15 protein-coding genes are annotated in these 16,669 nt (G+C 63.5%); 8 read left to right on the forward strand and 7 right to left on the reverse strand.

What is annotated here, in order from left to right; translation table 11 throughout:
* Positions 1-42: 42 nt before the first annotated feature.
* From NDO55_RS01425 to NDO55_RS01435, 3 genes are all read left to right on the forward strand, one after another.
* Positions 43-252, forward strand: a complete 210-nt coding sequence (locus NDO55_RS01425; RefSeq protein ID WP_252111716.1) for a hypothetical protein — start codon at positions 43-45, stop codon at positions 250-252.
* Between the two features lie 101 nt (positions 253-353).
* Entirely contained in the window at positions 354-2,321 is a 1,968-nt protein-coding gene (locus tag NDO55_RS01430; protein ID WP_252111718.1) for an autotransporter assembly complex protein TamA, read from the forward strand.
* Positions 2,321-6,604 carry a translocation/assembly module TamB domain-containing protein gene (locus NDO55_RS01435; protein WP_252111720.1) on the forward strand — a complete coding sequence of 1,428 codons (4,284 nt, stop codon included), beginning with the start codon at positions 2,321-2,323 and terminating at the stop codon, positions 6,602-6,604. Before NDO55_RS01430 ends, NDO55_RS01435 begins: the two co-directional genes overlap by 1 nt.
* Positions 6,605-6,616: 12 nt before the next feature.
* Here NDO55_RS01435 and NDO55_RS01440 read toward each other — a convergent pair whose 3' ends face one another.
* The 6 genes from NDO55_RS01440 to NDO55_RS01465 form a co-directional block, all read right to left on the reverse strand.
* Positions 6,617-7,588 carry a PilZ domain-containing protein gene (locus tag NDO55_RS01440; RefSeq protein WP_252111722.1) on the reverse strand — a complete coding sequence of 324 codons (972 nt, stop codon included), beginning with the start codon at positions 7,586-7,588 and terminating at the stop codon, positions 6,617-6,619.
* Between the two features lie 156 nt (positions 7,589-7,744).
* On the reverse strand, positions 7,745-9,154 hold the full coding sequence (gene glnA / locus NDO55_RS01445) for a type I glutamate--ammonia ligase (protein WP_252111724.1): 1,410 nt from the start codon (positions 9,152-9,154) through the stop codon (positions 7,745-7,747).
* Positions 9,155-9,294: 140 nt separating this feature from the next.
* The gene (locus tag NDO55_RS01450; protein WP_252111726.1) at positions 9,295-9,519 is read right to left on the reverse strand and encodes a helix-turn-helix domain-containing protein; all 225 of its coding nucleotides are present in this window, start codon (positions 9,517-9,519) and stop codon (positions 9,295-9,297) included.
* Between the two features lie 5 nt (positions 9,520-9,524).
* Positions 9,525-9,863 carry a P-II family nitrogen regulator gene (locus NDO55_RS01455; protein WP_252111728.1) on the reverse strand — a complete coding sequence of 113 codons (339 nt, stop codon included), beginning with the start codon at positions 9,861-9,863 and terminating at the stop codon, positions 9,525-9,527.
* Between the two features lie 21 nt (positions 9,864-9,884).
* Entirely contained in the window at positions 9,885-10,715 is an 831-nt protein-coding gene (gene map, locus NDO55_RS01460; protein ID WP_252111730.1) for a type I methionyl aminopeptidase, read from the reverse strand.
* 43 nt (positions 10,716-10,758) lie between these two features.
* Positions 10,759-11,664 (reverse strand): MBL fold metallo-hydrolase, encoded by a 906-nt coding sequence (locus NDO55_RS01465; protein ID WP_252111732.1) that lies wholly within the window; start codon positions 11,662-11,664, stop codon positions 10,759-10,761.
* A gap of 68 nt (positions 11,665-11,732) precedes the next feature.
* Here NDO55_RS01465 and NDO55_RS01470 point away from each other — a divergent pair, with 68 nt between their 5' ends.
* The 3 genes from NDO55_RS01470 to NDO55_RS01480 all read left to right on the forward strand — a co-directional run bounded on the left by NDO55_RS01470 (position 11,733) and on the right by NDO55_RS01480 (position 13,667).
* Positions 11,733-12,215 carry a GFA family protein gene (locus NDO55_RS01470; protein ID WP_252111734.1) on the forward strand — a complete coding sequence of 161 codons (483 nt, stop codon included), beginning with the start codon at positions 11,733-11,735 and terminating at the stop codon, positions 12,213-12,215.
* Positions 12,212-12,967: a competence/damage-inducible protein A gene (locus tag NDO55_RS01475; protein ID WP_252111736.1), complete on the forward strand. Its 756-nt coding sequence runs from the start codon at positions 12,212-12,214 to the stop codon at positions 12,965-12,967. The genes NDO55_RS01470 and NDO55_RS01475 overlap by 4 nt, the downstream gene beginning before the upstream one ends.
* 67 nt (positions 12,968-13,034) lie before the next feature.
* Positions 13,035-13,667 (forward strand): hypothetical protein, encoded by a 633-nt coding sequence (locus tag NDO55_RS01480; protein ID WP_252111738.1) that lies wholly within the window; start codon positions 13,035-13,037, stop codon positions 13,665-13,667.
* On the opposite strand, the gene NDO55_RS01485 is transcribed toward NDO55_RS01480, so the two are convergent.
* Positions 13,664-13,927, reverse strand: coding sequence for a hypothetical protein (locus NDO55_RS01485; protein WP_341869958.1), 264 nt, complete (start codon positions 13,925-13,927; stop codon positions 13,664-13,666). The genes NDO55_RS01480 and NDO55_RS01485 overlap by 4 nt on opposite strands.
* 149 nt (positions 13,928-14,076) lie before the next feature.
* On the opposite strand from NDO55_RS01485, the gene NDO55_RS01490 reads away from it, so the two are divergent.
* The gene (locus NDO55_RS01490) at positions 14,077-16,026 is read left to right on the forward strand and encodes a cation:proton antiporter (protein WP_252111742.1); all 1,950 of its coding nucleotides are present in this window, start codon (positions 14,077-14,079) and stop codon (positions 16,024-16,026) included.
* Positions 16,023-16,634: an OmpA family protein gene (locus tag NDO55_RS01495; RefSeq protein WP_252111744.1), complete on the forward strand. Its 612-nt coding sequence runs from the start codon at positions 16,023-16,025 to the stop codon at positions 16,632-16,634. Before NDO55_RS01490 ends, NDO55_RS01495 begins: the two co-directional genes overlap by 4 nt.
* Positions 16,635-16,669 lie beyond the last annotated feature (35 nt).

A 16,669-nucleotide genomic window follows, 5' to 3' on the forward strand; every position in this document is an offset into this window, starting at 1 on the left:
TGTCGACCAAGCATCAATGGGAAACGCGTATAGGGCTGTGTCATGGACCAGCCCTTCATCGCCGACCGCACCGTCCTCGACGACGCCACCGCCCTCATCGACATTTTCGGTGACCGGGCCGGCGAAGAGGCGGCCATGCGCGCTGCGGTGAGCCGCCAGAAGGGCAATGTCATCCGTTTTTGCCACTGGCGCCAGATCGAGCGCATCGTGCTGGCGCTGGGCTCGCCCGACAGCCAGGGCACCGTTCACTAGGCGACCGGATCTAGCCGGAACGTGCAGGTGCCGCGCCGGTCGGAACGGCAGAGCAACCTTTTTGCTGGCTACCCCTCCAACCCGCGTCTAGGCTTCGCGCCATGAGAGTGTATCTCGGTCGTGGCGTGGTGGCCCTTGCCCTCTATGGCATAGGGGTCGCACCCGCATGGGCGCAGCAGGCAGACCCGCCCCCGACGACCGGCGATCCGTTGGGGCCGCTGCCCGGCCTCGACATTCCCTGGCCCGAAGTCGCCGAGGACGAAGAGGAACTCACCCCCGATCTCCCCGAATTGCCGGACGATGTCGAAGCCGAGGTGGCCGAGACACAGCCCGTGATCGACAGCGATATTGGCGATTATGATTGGTCGGTCACCGGCCTTCCCGAGGTCAGCGAGGGCGACATCCTGGCCCAATTCGAGCCATTTTCCGCGCTGGAGGCCGGTGATGGCGAGGCGGATAATGCCGCGCAGATCGCCCAGCGCGCGCAGACCGACCTGACATTGCTCGGCCAAGTGCTCGATGCGCAGGGCTATTACAATCACGACATCCGGCTCGATTACACCGCCGAAAATGGCGAGATCCAGATCGTCTTCGAAGTCGATCCGGGCGAGCGTTTCATCCTCGAGGAAGTCGAATTGCCCGGCCTCGCGCAATTGCCGCCCGAGACCGAGAAGAAGGTGCGCGAGTTCTACCCTCTGGAGGTCGGGAAGCCATTGCTGGCTGCCGATGTACAGAACGGGGCAGATGCGGTGCTGCGCGGCCTTAACGAACGCGGCTATGCCTTTGCGGGCCTTGGCCTTCGGGACATCGTCATCGACCGCGACACGGCGCAGGCGAGCCTCATCCAGCCGGTCATCCCGGGACCGCTGGTGCGCTATGGGCAGATCACCATCGAGGGCGATCCGCCATTCCCGCCGCGCCATGTCCAGCGCCTCGCGCGTTTCAAACCGGGCGAACCCTATGACGTCGCCGAGATCACCGACCTTCGCCGCGCGCTCATCGACACGAGGCTCGTTTCCTCGGTCGAAATCGATATCGAGCCGGACGATGATTACGAGACGGTCGACGTCGCGGTGCGGCTCGAGCCCGCCAAGATGCGGACGATTGCAGGCGAGGTCGGTTACGGCACCGATGAAGGCTTCCGCGTCGACGTCTCCTGGCAGCACCGCAACCTGTGGAATCCTGAGGGTGAATTCACCGTCCGCGGCATTTTGGGCACGCAGGAGCAGCTCGCGTCGGTGGCGCTGCGCCGGCATAATTGGCTGCGCCGCGACCAGCGCTTCATTGCCACCGCGCTGGCCAGCAGCGAGGATCGCGATGCGTATCAGGCCGAGACTGCAGCTGTCTCGGTCGGGATCGAGCGGATCAGCGACTTTCTCTGGCAAAAGAAATTCACCTGGGGCGCGGGCATCGAACTGATTGCGACGGATGAACGCGATATCGACATCGAGCGCGGGCTGGATCGGCGCCGGACCTTCTTCATCGGCGCGCTGCCGCTGGTTGGGCGCTATAACGGGTCGAATGATTTGCTCGATCCGACACGTGGTTTCCGCCTGGAGGCGCGGGTCAGTCCAGAGGTCAGCCTGCAGGACGGCACCTTTACCTATGCGCGCGCCGGTCTCGAAGCGGCGGGATACTATCCGGTCGGCGAGAATGTCGTGCTGGCAGGACGCGCGGAGATTGCGACCATCTTTGGGGCAAGCCGCGATGCGGTCGCGCCGTCGCGGCGCTATTATGCCGGTGGTGGCGGCTCGACGCGCGGCTATGGCTATCAGGCGCTTGGCCCGCGCGATGAATTTGGCGATCCTATCGGCGGGCGCAGCCTGTCGGAATTCTCGTTGGAGGCGCGCGTGCGCTTCGGCCCGTTCGGCGTAGTGCCCTTCTTCGATGGCGGTCGCGTCGGCACCGGCAGCTGGCCGGGAACGCGCGACTGGCAGTTCGGCGCCGGCATCGGGCTTCGCTATCACAGCAATTTCGGGCCGATCCGCATCGACGTCGGCACGCCGCTCAACCCGCAAGAGGGCGATAATCGCATCGCGGTGATCGTCGGTCTGGGGCAGGCTTTCTGATGAGCGACGAAGCAGAGGTCTCGCGCGGGCAGGGCCTGCTGGGCGCCGTCGGTCGCGGCATCAAGCGTTTCTTCAAGCGGTTCGGCAAGGAATTGGCGAGCCTTGTCCTCATCCTCGTCTTCCTTTTGTCGCTGGGCCTGATCGCGCTCGATACCGGGCCTGGGCATCGCTTCATCGCCGACCGCATCGCCGCGCTCGAAAATGCCGATTGCAGCCAGTATCGGATCGGGCGAATCGAAGGCTCGATTTATGACGAGATGGTTCTGCGCAATGTTGAAGTGCGCGACCCCAATGGGGCCTTCGTCACGATCAGCCGGGCCGAGGTCGACTGGGCACCGCTCGCCTGGCTCTACAACGATCTGCATATCGACCGGCTGGCCATCGACCAGCTGACGGTCGAGCGCCTGCCAGAATTGTGCGAGGTCGAAAGCGATCCTGACAAGCCCATCCTGCCGGGCTTCGACATCATCGTGAACGAGCTCACTGTCGATCGCCTCGTCGTCGGCGAAGTCATTGGCGGCGAACGCCGTGTCGGCAGCGTCGACGGGCGCGTGCGTATCCAGGGCGGCACCGCGATGGTCGACCTCAATGCAAGCGTCGAAGGCGGCGACCGGTTGTTGCTCGACCTCGATGTCGCCCCTGATGACGACCGATTCGACGTGGCGGTCGACTTCAGCGCGCCTGCCGACGGCCTCGTGCCGGCATTGACTGGCCTTGGCGTCGCGATGGAGCTCGACGTGGATGGCGAGGGTAGCTGGACGTCGTGGGAAGGGACGGCGACCGGTTCGATCGGCGAGGAAGGCAGCCTCGACCTGGCAATGACTGCGCAGGAAGGCCTCTTCACGCTGGACGGCGAAGTCGATCCCGCGCCCCTGGTCGGTGGGACCTTGCGCAACCTTCTTGCCGGCGGGCTGACCGTAGATGGCGAAGCGCGGCTGGCCGATCGCGTGCTGACCGGCGATGTCATCCTGTCGGGCCGTGCGGGTCGCGCCGTAGCATCGGGTGCAGTCGATCTTGGCCGCAATCGTTTCGACGGGGTCGATCTGGGTGTCGATCTCGACCGGCCCTCGCTCCTGCTCGGCAATCTGGGCGGGACCGGCATGCGGCTGGTGGCGACACTGGACGGCGATTTCGACAGTTTTGCGTATAATTACCGACTGACCAGCCAGCGGCTGCAGGTCGACACGCTGACGCTCGGCAATTTCCGCGCCGACGGGGCAGGGCGCTGGAGCCGGCCGCCGCTGATGGTGCCGCTCACCGCGCGCGCCGCGACGGTCGACGGGCTGGGCGTCGAATTTGCCGACATCCTGCGCAACGTCGAATTGCGCGCCAATTTGCGCGTCGGGCGCGGGTCGCTGGTGAGCGAAGGGCTCACCTTCCGGTCAGACATGGCGCGGGGCAACGGGTTGGTGCGGGTCGATTTTGGCGATGGCGAGATCGTTGCCGAGCTGAACGCGGCATTGCCGGGCTACGAGATTCCGGGGCTGGGCGCGGTCGATGTCGTAACCGACGTGACGCTGCGCCCGGGCGCTGGCGGCCTTCGCATCGATGGCGACCTGCGCGCGCAGGTGACGCGCCTCGACAACAGCTTCTTTGCCGGCCTGACGGGCGGCCTGCCGGTGGTCGAGGGGAATATCCGGCGCGGGACCGATGGCATCATCCGCTTCGAGAATATGACGCTGCAAAGCCCGCTGCTGGCGCTGGCCGGCGATGGCTATCGGCGGACCGATGGGACGTTTATGTTCGACCTCACCGGCAATCACGAAACCTATGGGGCGGTCGACGTCTCCGTCGACGGCGCGATCACGCGGCCCAATGTCGATCTCGTGCTGGCGAGCCCCAATGCGGCGCTTGGCCTCAGCGACGTCGCGCTCGACCTCGATCCGGTCGAGGAGGGCTTTGCCTATAGCGCCAATGGCGGATCGCGGTTCGGCCCATTCACGTCGCGCGGAACGATCCTGCTGCCGCCCGAAGGGCAAAGCGCGATCCAAGTCGACGAACTGAACGTGGCCGGTAGCACGGGCGAGGGGCGCCTGCTCATCGTGCCGGGCGGGTTCGAGGGGCAATTGGACCTTACCGGCGGCGAGCTTGCCGGGACGGTGACCTTCGACGTGCCTGACGGTTTGCCCGAAGGCGTCAGCGAGCAAGTGATCGGTCTCGACCTCACCGTCAGCAATGGCGATTTCCCGGGGCCGCCGGCCTTCACCGTGCGTTCCGGTACGCTCGATGGGACCATCCGCCTGACCGAGACCGGGCTTGGCGCCGATGTCGACTTCTCGCTCAATCGCGTCGAATCCGCAGGTATCCCACTGGCGTCGGTCGATGGGTCGGTCCAGCTGACCGATGGCATAGGGACACTCGATGCCCAGCTGGTCGGTGCGGGCGATAGCGAGTTCAGTTTCGATCTCGATGCGGCCTTCGACATCGATAGTCTGAATGGCCCCAACACGATTACGCTTTCCGGGACGGGCACGTTCGACCGCCGTCCCATTCGCCTTGCGCAGCCGGCGACTCTGACCGAGACCGAGGCCGGCTGGATCATCTCGGATGTCGACGTGCTCTATGGCGGCGGCCGGTTGGTCATTGGCGGTTTGAACGATGGTTCGGGCGAACTGGTCGCGCGCATGTCGCGCTTCCCGCTGGCTTTGCTCGATATCCGCTATCCGGTGCTCAATCTGTCGGGCACGGCGAGCGGTACGGCGCGATATAATCCCGAGGCGCGGACGGGCTCGGCGGAAATTCAGCTCAAGAACCTGTCGCGCGCCGGTCTGCTCTTCGCTTCTCGGCCGATCGACATGGCGGTCAATGCGCGGTTGAACGGCAATGTCGCAGGCGCCCGCTTCGTGATGGAAGAAGGCGGCGAACAAGTGGGGCGCGGCCAGATCGGCTGGAGCCAGATCGGTGCCGGCGATCTCATCCCCGCTTTGCAGGCTGCACCGATGAGCGGCGGCTTCCGTTTCGACGGGCAGGCCGAGACCTTGTGGCGCCTCAGCAATGTCGAACTGTTCGACCTTACGGGACCGCTCGACATTTCAATCGACATTGGCGGTCGCCTGCTGGCGCCGCGCCTGTCGGGCTCGCTCACCATGGACGGCGGCGCGATGCAGAGCCCGGTGACGGGCACGCAGGTCGACGATCTCGATATAAGGGGCGAGTTTAGCGGCGCGACGCTGCGCCTTCGCTCGCTAAGCGGCACGGCGGAGAATGGCGGCCGCGTGACAGGGTCGGGGCGTCTCACCATCCTGCCGCTCGAAGCCATCTTCGCGATCGCGCGCAACGCGCTTAATCCCGAGGCAGCCGAACCGGCCGGACTGATCGGGCTGGAGATGCAATTTAACGCCGAGGCCGCGCAGCTCATCAATCGCGATGACTTGAAGGCGACCGTCACCGGGCGGATCGATATCGAATCCGATGGCCTCGGCGGTACGATCAGCAGTCCCGGCCTTACCCTCGTCGAGGGACGCTATGCGCTGGGCCGGGCTGCGACGGCGACCGCAGTGCCGGTGATAAGCGTGCGCGAGCGCGGGGTGCCGCGCGATTTCGATATCGAACAGCAGCAGCTGGCGACCTGGAACCTCAATATAGATGTCGAGGGCGCGCCGCTCTTCGTCGAGGGCTTGGGACTTGAATCGCGCTGGTATGCCGACGTCGATTTGCGCGGCACGGTAACCAATCCGCGCATCTTCGGCGACGTTACGCTGCAGCGTGGCGAATATAGTTTTGCCGGCCGCCGTTTCCGCGTCGAGCGGGGCGAGGTGGACTTTAACGGGTCGAGCCCGATCAATCCCTCGCTCGATATCCTCGCCATTGCCGAGGGCGGTGGGATCGATGCCGAAGTGACGGTGACGGGCAATGCGCTCACACCGCAGATCCGCTTCACCTCGAGCACCATCAGCGACCAGGACGAAATCCTCTCGCGCCTGCTTTTCGGGACGTCGGTGGCGAACCTGTCGGGTGCCGAATTGCTCCAACTTGGTGCGGCCGTAGCCTCGCTCCAGGGCGGTGGTGGCGGCGGCGGGCTCGATCCGATCAACGAAGTGCGCTCGGCGCTCGGCCTCGATCGCCTGCGCATCGTGCCGGCGGACATTACGGTCGATCGCCAGACCGCCATCGGCGCGGGCAAGTACATTACGCGTCGCCTATATGTCGAAGTCATCACCGACGGGCGCGGCTATACGGCGACGCAGGGCGAGTTCCAGGTGACGCGCTGGCTCGCCATCCTGGCCACGCTCGACAGTTTCGGTCGCAGCCGCGCCAATGTGCGGGTGTCGAAGGATTATTAGCCGCCGCGCGGCCTAATATTTCAGGAAGCCTTCCAGCTCTTCGCGAAGCGTGTCGACCGTCGGTTCGTGCCAATGTTTGGCCCAGGGCGAGGTGCTGTCGTCGCGGCGGGCGCGCTCGTTATGCGCCTTCAAATAATCGGGCGTCTGCCAGTCGGTGGTGAGCGAAGGCTTGGCCTCGGCAAGTGCGGAGACGTTGAACGGATCCTTGAAATGCAGGCCCGTCTGTCCGCCGCGCGACCAGCTGACGGTCGCAAAGACCGTGCCGGCCTCGCCCAGGTCGAGCAGGAGTTCGACGCCTTGCGGGAAGTAGCCATTGCCCTCGACGAGGGCGCCATGCTCGGAAATGTTGCGCAGGCGCACTGGGTGCGTGTCATGGTCCCAATGGATTTCGCCCGACCAGATGAGCGGGTGGCGGCGCTCGCGTTTCTTCGTGTCGCTTTCGCCCTCATCGCCATCCTTCTTGGCGAAGGGCGAATGGGACGGGACTGCGCCATCGATATTGGCGGTCGGGAAGCTCTTGCGAATGGTTTCGAGAAGGATGTTGTCGCGGGTCACCGCGTCGCAGCCGATCTGCGTCTCCTTGGCGAACTCCATGCCGATGCGCCCGTCGCGGACCCAGCGGACTGCGGCCTCGATCTCGCCGCCATCGCCAAGGTCGAGCAGGACAGGTTCGAGAAATTCAGGCTCATAGTCGGTTTCGACCATCGCCCCGCCGCCCGACAGGTTGATGAGTTTCACGATGCGGCGTTCGTCATCATGGGTGACGAGAACGGCATCTTCCGCCTTGAGGCGATGGCGTTCATCCTCGCGCATATTGGTCCAGCGCTGTTCGTGGCGAGGGATGGAGACCGAGGTGAGGTCGTCTTCGCGCGCGGCGCGCTCTGCGGCCGACTTCTTGGTGGCGAGCAGGGGACCGGCATCGCGGGTGCCTTCCGGGGCGAGCCGGAGGCGTTCGCGAAAACTCTTCATGCCTTCATCGTTCATGACCGTTCCCATCTCACCAGACGCGTGATGGACGGAAAATAAGCGGGCAGAGTTTAAAATGGATTAAGCACCTCAAACGAAACGGCCCGCCAGCGCATGAGAGCGCGGACGGGCCGGTTCGGGTGCTGCCGGGTCCTGACCGGCAAGAGCGCCTTCTTAAGCGCTGTAATACATGTCGAACTCGACGGCCGACGGCGTGGTTTCCCAACGCAGGACTTCTTCCCACTTGAGATCCATATAGGCGTCGATCTGGTCGTCGGTGAACACATCGCCCTTGGTAAGGAAGGCGCGGTCCTGGTCGAGGCTGACGAGGGCCTCACGGAGCGAACCGCAAACGGTCGGCACGTCGACCAGTTCGGCCGGCGGCAGGTCGTAGAGGTTCTTGTCCATGGCATCGCCCGGATGGATGCGGTTCTCGATCCCGTCGAGACCGGCCATCAGCAGCGCCGAATAGGCAAGGTAGGGGTTGGCCATGGCGTCGGGGAAGCGGAATTCGACGCGCTTCGACTTCTCGCCAGTGCCATACGGGATGCGGCACGAAGCCGAACGGTTGCGGCTTGAATAGGCCAGAAGGACGGGCGCTTCGAAGCCCGGGACGAGGCGCTTGTAGCTGTTGGTCGTCGGATTGGTGAAGGCGTTCAGCGCGCGGGCATGCTTGATGACGCCGCCGATGAAGTAGAGCGCGGTTTCCGAAAGACCCGCATAGCCATTGCCGGCGAAGAGCGGATTGCCGTCCTTCCAGATCGACATGTGCACGTGCATGCCCGAGCCATTATCCTTGGCGATCGGCTTGGGCATGAAGGTCGCGGTCTTGCCATAGGCGTTGGCGACCATGTGGACGACATACTTGTAGACCTGCATGCGGTCGGCGGTCTGGACGAGCTCGCCGAAGGTCAGGCCGAGTTCGTGCTGGGCCGGCGCGACTTCATGGTGATGCTTATCGCAGGGCAGGCCCATTTCGAGCATGGTCGAGACCATCTCGCCGCGAATGTCGCTGGCGCTGTCGACCGGCGCGACGGGGAAATAACCGCCCTTTTCGCGCGGACGGTGCGCAAGGTTGCCCTGCTCGTACTGGGTCGAGCTGTTCGAGGGCAGTTCGACATCGTCCAGTTCGTAGCCATTGCCCGAATAACCGTCATGGAAACGGACATCGTCGAACATGAAGAATTCGGCCTCGGGGCCGACATAGATGGTATCGCCGATACCGGTCGACTTGAGATAGTTTTCAGCGCGCGTCGCGGTCGAGCGCGGATCGCGATTGTAGAGCTCGCCCGAACCCGGATCGACGATGTTGCAGAAGAGGACCAGCGTCGGGGTCGCCATGAAGGGATCCTCGATCACGCTGTCGAAATCCGGCTTCAGGATCATGTCGCTTTCATTGATCGCCTTCCAGCCCGCGATCGAGCTACCGTCGAACATGAAGCCGTCGTCGAGCATGTCCTCGTCGAGCGCGGACGCGACCATCGAGAGGTGCTGCCACTTGCCCTTGGGGTCGGTGAAACGAAGCTCCACATATTCGATTTCTTCCTCGTCGATACGTTTGAGGATGTCCTTGGCGCTGGTCATGGAAACATGTCTCCTGAAGATACGAAAAAGGCGACTCGTGGTGGTCGCCGGTTATGGCCGTATTTTCGGGTGAGAACGCCCCACACCTCAAGGCCGATCCGACCTCCGGTGAACAATTCAACAGGCTTACAAGTGTGGCGCTAGAAAGCGCGGCGCTGGGCGTTCTTGAGCATGCGCAGCAGCATCGCGACGGGGCGCGGGACGCCGACCTTGCCGTCGAGCCAGAGGCTGACCGAAGAGCGCGAGACACCGATGGCGTTGGCGAGGTCGGACTGGGTGCGATAGCCCAGGGCGCGCATGGTCGCGCGCAGCTCCTCCGGGGGCATCGAGGCGAGACGGGGATCGCGCTCTGACACCGTACCCATGACCCTTACAACGCGTCCGCGTCGCGGTCGCCGGTACGGATACGGACCGCTTTTTCGATATTGGAGACGAAGATCTTCCCATCGCCGATGCGGCCCGTCTTGGCGGCATTCTCGATCGCCTCGATGACACGGTCCAATTGGTCCTCGGTTACCACCGTCTCGATCTTAAGCTTGGGCAGGAAGTCGACCACATATTCGGCGCCGCGATAGAGCTCGGTATGCCCTTTCTGGCGGCCGAAGCCCTTCACTTCGGTGACGGTCATGCCGCTGACGCCGACATCGGCGAGGGCATCCTTCACGTCATCCAGCTTGAAGGGTTTGATGATGGTCTCGATCTTCTTCATGCGCGTCCCCCGTTGGACCCCTTATGCGTAAGGCGGCCGGTCGAGCCCTGCCGGGCTCTTGGTGAAGATTTCGTGCCCGTCTTCGGTAATCCCGATCGAATGTTCGAACTGGGCCGAGAGCGAGCGGTCACGCGTTACTGCCGTCCAGCCGTCGCGAAGCAATTTCACGTCGGCACGGCCGATATTGATCATCGGCTCGACGGTGAAGAACATGCCGGGTTTCAGTTCCGGCCCGGTACCCGCGCGGCCGGCATGGACGACTTCGGGACTGTCATGGAACAGCCGGCCGAGGCCGTGACCACAGAAATCGCGCACGACGCCATAGCGATGGCTTTCGGCATGGCTCTGGATGGCATGGCTGATATCGCCGAGGCGGTTGCCGGGACGGGCCTGTTCGAGGCCGAGCATCAGGCATTCGTAGGTGACGTCGACGAGGCGCTTGGCCTTCACGTTGGGCTCGCCGACATAGAACATGCGGCTGGTATCGCCGTGCCAGCCATCGAGAATGGGGGTGACGTCGATATTGACGATGTCGCCATCCTTAAGCGCCTTGTCCGACGGAATGCCGTGGCACACCACATGGTTAATCGAGGTGCAGCAGCTCTTGGTATAGCCGCGATAGCCCAGCGTCGCGGGGACCGCGCCGGCCTCCAGCGTCATGTCGTAGACGATCTGGTCGAGCTGTCCGGTGGTGACGCCCGGCGCCACATGCTTGGCCAAGGCATCGAGGATGGAGGCGGCCAGCCGGCCCGCGGCGCGCATGCCCGCAAAACCTTCTTCGCCATGCAATTTGATCACGCCCGACTTGGGCTCGACCCGATCTTCGGGGCCGACGTGGATATATTCGGTCATGGGCTCGATATAAGGGCAAGTGACACGAAAGGCGAGCGGGGCTTTAGGCGATACAAAAAGTCTGGCCTTCCGAAGCGACCGAAAAGCCCGCTTCATACACCTCGCCCTGGTCGCTCCGAAGGCGGTTGGTGTGGTTGATATGGATGAAATGGACGCCGGCGCGCTGGCGTGCGCCGAGCCCGGCGAGACGCTCCATCGTATCGGGCACGCGCGGATGCGGAATCTCGCTCATGTCGCGGCCGGGCAGCTCGGTATCGTCATTGAAGGTCGCATCGAGGAAGCTGTAGGTGACCTTGGCGACTTCTTCGGCCAGGTCATGTTCCCATTCGTCCCAACCATCGATGTCGGGGATGAAGAGGAAGCTCTTGCCCGGCGTCTCGACGCGGTAGCCGACGGTCTCGGAATATTCGTCGCGGTGCGGGACGAGGAGGGGCGTGACGCTGATGCCGCCTTCCAGTTCGACGGCGACATCGTCAGCGAGGGGCTGCAGGTCGATATTGCCGAGGTTCACCAGCTGTTCCCACGGCCCGTTCTTGGACAGGAACTTGCCCATGCGCGGCATGACGTAGACAGGAACGCCCTGTGTGCCAGCACTCTCGCGGCCGAGAAACATGAGGCCGGCATAGTGGCCGATATGCGCGTGCGTGAGGAAGATGCCATCGAGGCCGAGCGTCTCGCGCGGCTCCCGCTCGCTCATGATGTCGAGACGCTGCACCTGCTTGCGGATATCGGGGGTCGCTTCGAACAGATAGCGCCGCCCGTTGCGGCGGTCGACGAGGCCGAGACTGGTCGCGGCACCTCGAATGCCGGTGTCCCAGGCCGGATCGTCCGGATTGCCGATCTGTGGAATGCCGGCATCCTGCGCAACGCCGAGGACGATCAGCTCGATATCGCAGGCATAATTCGGACCTGATGCTGCGGCGAGGGCGAGGGCAGTCTTGAAGATCATGGTATCGGGATAATCCGTCCGTACCCGACTGGCTAGGCATGCCTCGCTTGCAGGCCTAGGATATGGTCATGGAAGATGACGCCGAGCACCAACGAACCGGTCGCTGCGCCTGCGGCAAGGTCGGCTTCAGCGTTCCTGACGATCCCCTCATCATCCATTGCTGCCATTGCTCCTATTGCCAGCGCGAGACGGGGAGTGCCTTCGCGATCAATTTTCTCGTCGAGGCAAAACGTGTCGAATGGCGAGGCGAGCCCGACATCATCGACACGCCGTCGGTAAGCGGAAGGGGGCAGCTTATCTTTCGATGCCCCGATTGCGGGGTGGCCCTGTCGAGCCATTATCCGAGCTTCGGCGAGGCGCTGCATTTTCTGCGGGTTGGGACCTTTGACGATGTTTCGGGCATTGCGCCCGACGTGCATATCTATACGGCGAGCAAGCAAGACTGGGTGCGCCTCGACGACGGCGCGCCGACCTATGAAGAATATTACCGCACCCGCGATCATTGGGATGCGGACAAGATCGGACGGTTGAAGAAGGCGATGGGCAAGTGAGCAGGGTCTGGACCGCAGCATTGGTCATCATCGGGGATGAAATCCTGTCGGGGCGCACGCAGGACAAGAATATCGCGCAGATCGCGCAATGGCTGAACGTGCAGGGCATTCGCCTCAAGGAAGTGCGGGTCGTCGCCGATGACGAGGAGGCGATCGTCGAGGCGGTCAACACGCTGCGTGCGCGCAACGATTACCTGTTCACGACGGGCGGGATCGGGCCGACGCATGATGACATTACGGTCGATGCGATTGCGGCGGCACTCGGCGTGCCGGTGGTGATCCATCCCGAGGCCGAGGCGATGCTCAAGGCCTACTACGCGAAGATCGGCAAGGAAGCGACGCCGGCACGCATGAACATGGCGCGCGTGCCCGAAGGTGCCGACCTGATCCACAATCCCGTCTCTGGTGCGCCCGGCATCAAGGTCGAGAATATCCATGTCATGGCCGGGATCCCGCACATTACGGCCGGCATGCTCGAGGGGCTGACAGGCACGCTCGAGGGCGGCAAGCCGCTGGTCAGCGTGACGGTCGGTGCCTTCTCGCCCGAAAGCGAGATTGCCGATCTGCTCCGCGCAGTGCTCAAGGAGCATCCCGACGTGGCGCTCGGCAGCTATCCGTTCTTCAAGGATGGAAACTACGGCTCCAACTTCGTCATTCGTTCGGACGATGAGGGTAAGGCGACGGCATGCGCCGAGGCGCTGGCGGACGGGCTGCGCGAGGCGGGTTACGACCCGAAGGTGGGCGGGCTCTAGCCTGTTTGACCGCTGGCCGACGTGGGCCTAGCCTCCAAGGGCCGATACCAATGTAAGGAGGCGCGTCATGTCGAGTTTGATGGCATTGCTGCTGGCCCTGCCGGCCCCCGTGACAACAGAGATGACCGAGCAGCAGCTCGCCGAACTCTCCGCCATTTTCATGAGCGAGGAAGAGGCCGGCGATTACGTCGAAGGCGCGATCGAATTGTCGCCGCCGGACGGTCGGCCGAGCTACTATTTCGTCACCGAGCCGGTGCGTCGCGGCGATTTCTGCGTGCGTCACCAGGTGCGGTTCGACAGGGACCGCGAGACCGAGACGCCGATCCGCTACGACCAGCCGCAAGTCGCCCTCGGCCTTGCCCTGGACGGCAGCTGGACGGGCTGTCCGGAGCGCGGCTGGATCCAAGGTGCCTTGGGCCTTCGGAGCTCCGTGGACTTCGAGCGACTCTTGGATATCGCGCGCGATTCCGGACACTCGCGGTCGGGTGATTATGTGCTGACCGGCGATGCTGAACGGGCGCGCGAATTGCTTGCCGGGCTGGATCTTGCAGGGATTTATCGGATCGACCGGGAGCCGGGTATCACGCGCTGGCAGTTCGGCAATCAGTCGCATGCAAGGCTGGGCAGTATCGAGATCGAGTTTCGCTATGTCGCCGAGGGCCCCGACCAAGTCGAGGTGCGCGAGCCGCATCGCGTCTAGTTTGGTTCGACTTGCTCCGCTGCCCAGTCGGCATAAGGGGTATTTTTCGCCATTTTGCGGTTGAGGTCGGGCGCGCCATCGTCCCACCATACCGGGCCGCGTTCCCCCAAGGCACGCTTGGCTTCATCGATCGCGCGCTTGGCGACAATGAAGGCCTCGTCATCGCCGGATACCATCGCGCGCCCCTTGTCGGCACGCGCCCGCATGAGGTCGCGGACCAAGGCGTCCTTCTCGTCGGGGAGCAGTCCGGGATCACTCATACGCCACAGCCGGCCGCGCACCATGAAGTATCGCCCGTCTGGGGTAACGGGGTAGCGCATCCTCTCCATAACGCTGAAAATAGAGCCGGGTTGCGGGAACGCTTGGGGGTTGTCACGATTGAAGAGCTAATGAAGGGGCCAACGTACAAGTGAACTGGGATCAACTGACCCTCCTGCTCGCCGCCGGCGATGGCGGGATCGTGATTGCCATCGCGCTAATCGGCATTGCCGGGATCGGCGCGCAATGGGTGGCATGGCGAACGGGTTTCCCGGCGATCGCGTTGATGTTGGTCGCGGGCCTCATCCTTGGTCCGTTGACAGGCCTCGTGAACCCGGAAACGGATTTCGGTGAATTGCTCGAGCCCGCAGTCAATCTGGCGGTCGCGATCATCCTGTTCGAAGGCGGGCTGCAGCTTCGCTTTAACGAGCTCAAGAAGACGGGCGATGCCGTACCGCGATTGGTCTTTATCGGGGTCCCGGTCGGCTGGGCGCTCGGTTCTGTGGCGCTTTATTATGTAGCTGGGCTCAGCCTTGCGGTTGCCGTGCTCTTTGCCGGCATCCTTGTTGTGACCGGGCCGACCGTGATCATCCCGCTGCTGCGCCAGACCAATCTCGCGCAACGTCCGCGCGCCATTCTTAAATGGGAAGGGATCGTCAACGATCCGATCGGCGCCTTGCTGGCGGTTATCACCTACGAATTCCTGCTGCAGCAGCAGGCCGGACAGAGTTTCATCGATAATATTATCGGGCTGGTCATCGCGACCGCGATCGCCGCCGCTGTCGGCTATGGCGCGGCGCGGGCGGTGAGTTTCACCTTCCCGCGCGGGCTGGTGCCCGAATTCCTCAAGGCGCCCATCCTGTTCGTGACCGTGATCGGTGCCTTCGTCCTGTCCAATACGATCCAGCAGGAAACCGGGCTGCTCGCCGTGACCGTTATGGGTATCGCGCTCGCCAACTCGCATTTGAACAGTGCGCGCACCTATCTCCCGTTTAAGGAGAATATCACGATCATCCTCGTCTCGGGCGTGTTCGTAGTGCTCTCGGCCAGTCTCGATGCCGAGCAGATCGCGCAGTTCCAGTGGCAGTGGTTCCTGTTCCTGCTGGTCCTCCTGTTCCTCGTGAGGCCGGCGACCGTGCTGATCAGCCTTGCCTTCTCCAAAGTGCCCTGGCGCGAACGCATCTTCGTGGCGTGGATTGCGCCGCGCGGGATCGTGCTGGTGGCGATTGCCGGCCTGTTTGCCTTGCGGCTGGACGAAATTGGCTATTCGGGTGGGACGCTGCTCGTCACTTTGTCATTTGCGGTCGTGGCCGCAACGATCGTCGCGCATGGCTTCACCGCAGGACCGCTTGCCAAGATGCTCAAATTGAACGGCCCCGAGAGCAATGGCGTGCTGATCGTCGGGACGACGCCATTCTCGTTGTCGCTCGCCAAGACTCTGCGCAGTCTCGACGTGCCGGTGATGATCTCTGACACGAGTTGGCAGCGCCTCGGCGCGGCGCGGAACGAAAAGCTGCCGACCTTCCATGGCGAAATCCTCGCCGAGGCGACCGAGGAAGAGCTCGACTTCAACCAGTTCCAGGTACTCGTCGCGACGACCGCGAACGAAGCCTATAATGCGCTTGTCTGTAGCGAATTCGCGCCCGAGATTGGGTCGGACAATGTCTACCAGTTGGGCGATGCATCGGGCGATGATCCGCATGCCTTGCCGCCCTCCTTGCGCGGGCGCGCGCTCTTCCATGCCGGGCATGGGGTCGAAGATGTCGCCGACCATGAAGCGCGCGGCTGGAAAATGATGCCGGTCGAGCTGACGATCACCTTCGACAATGACGTGATCCGCAACAATCTGCCGCCAGAGCATGAACCGCTGTTCGTGCTGCGCGAAAATGGCAGCCTGCGTTTCTATACGCACGCCTCGCGTCCCACTGGCCGTCCCGGCGACACGATTGTTGCTTATGTCCCGCCGGGAACGACGCACCCGCGTGAATTGATCCTGCCGTCTTCGGAGGAAGAAGAAGGGCGCCCGGACGCGCAGGGTGAGGCGGAAGGGCCGACCGGACTTCCCGATCCCGGTGACGAGATAGACAAGGAGAATCAATGATGTGGCGCCGTGCCTTCCCACTCACTCTCATGGTGCTGGGCATGGCTGCGTGCACCGAGCCGGGTCCCGCTGGCGAGCCTGAGGAGGTCGTCGAGCCGGAACAGCCGCTTCGCTCGATCATCCGTGAGGATGCCGGGATCGAATTGCCCGAGGACGGGCCCACGACAGAACCCGCCAAGGTTTTGGAAGTGACCGTCCCGTTCGGTGTCGGCTCCGGTCTCAGCGAGGCGGCGCGTGAAGCGATCGATGCCTTCGATGCTGAAGTCTGGGAAGAAGAAGAGGGGATCATCACCATCTTCGGTCATTCGGATTCGATCGGCTCGGACGAAGCCAATGAGCGCGCCAGCCTGGCCCGGGCCGAAGCGGTCGCGGACTATCTTGTCGAGGAGCTGGGCGTCGACCGCGAACGACTGAACCTCGTTGGGCTTGGCGAGCATAATCCCGTCGCCCCCAACCTTAATCTGGACGGGAGCGATAACCAGGCGGGCCAGGCCATGAACCGCCGCGTCGAGATCGTCCTCGGGACACCCGGCGAGATCGTCGAACGCCGCGCATTGGCCGAGCAGTCGGAGCGGCTCGAAGCCGCTGAGAATGCGCAGGAGCTTTAGGGGCCGCCCGAATGGGCTTCCTTGCATAAAATCAA

Origin of the sequence: Sphingomicrobium sediminis, from assembly GCF_023805295.1 — a bacterium.
GTDB classification, from domain to species: domain Bacteria; phylum Pseudomonadota; class Alphaproteobacteria; order Sphingomonadales; family Sphingomonadaceae; genus Sphingomicrobium; species Sphingomicrobium sediminis.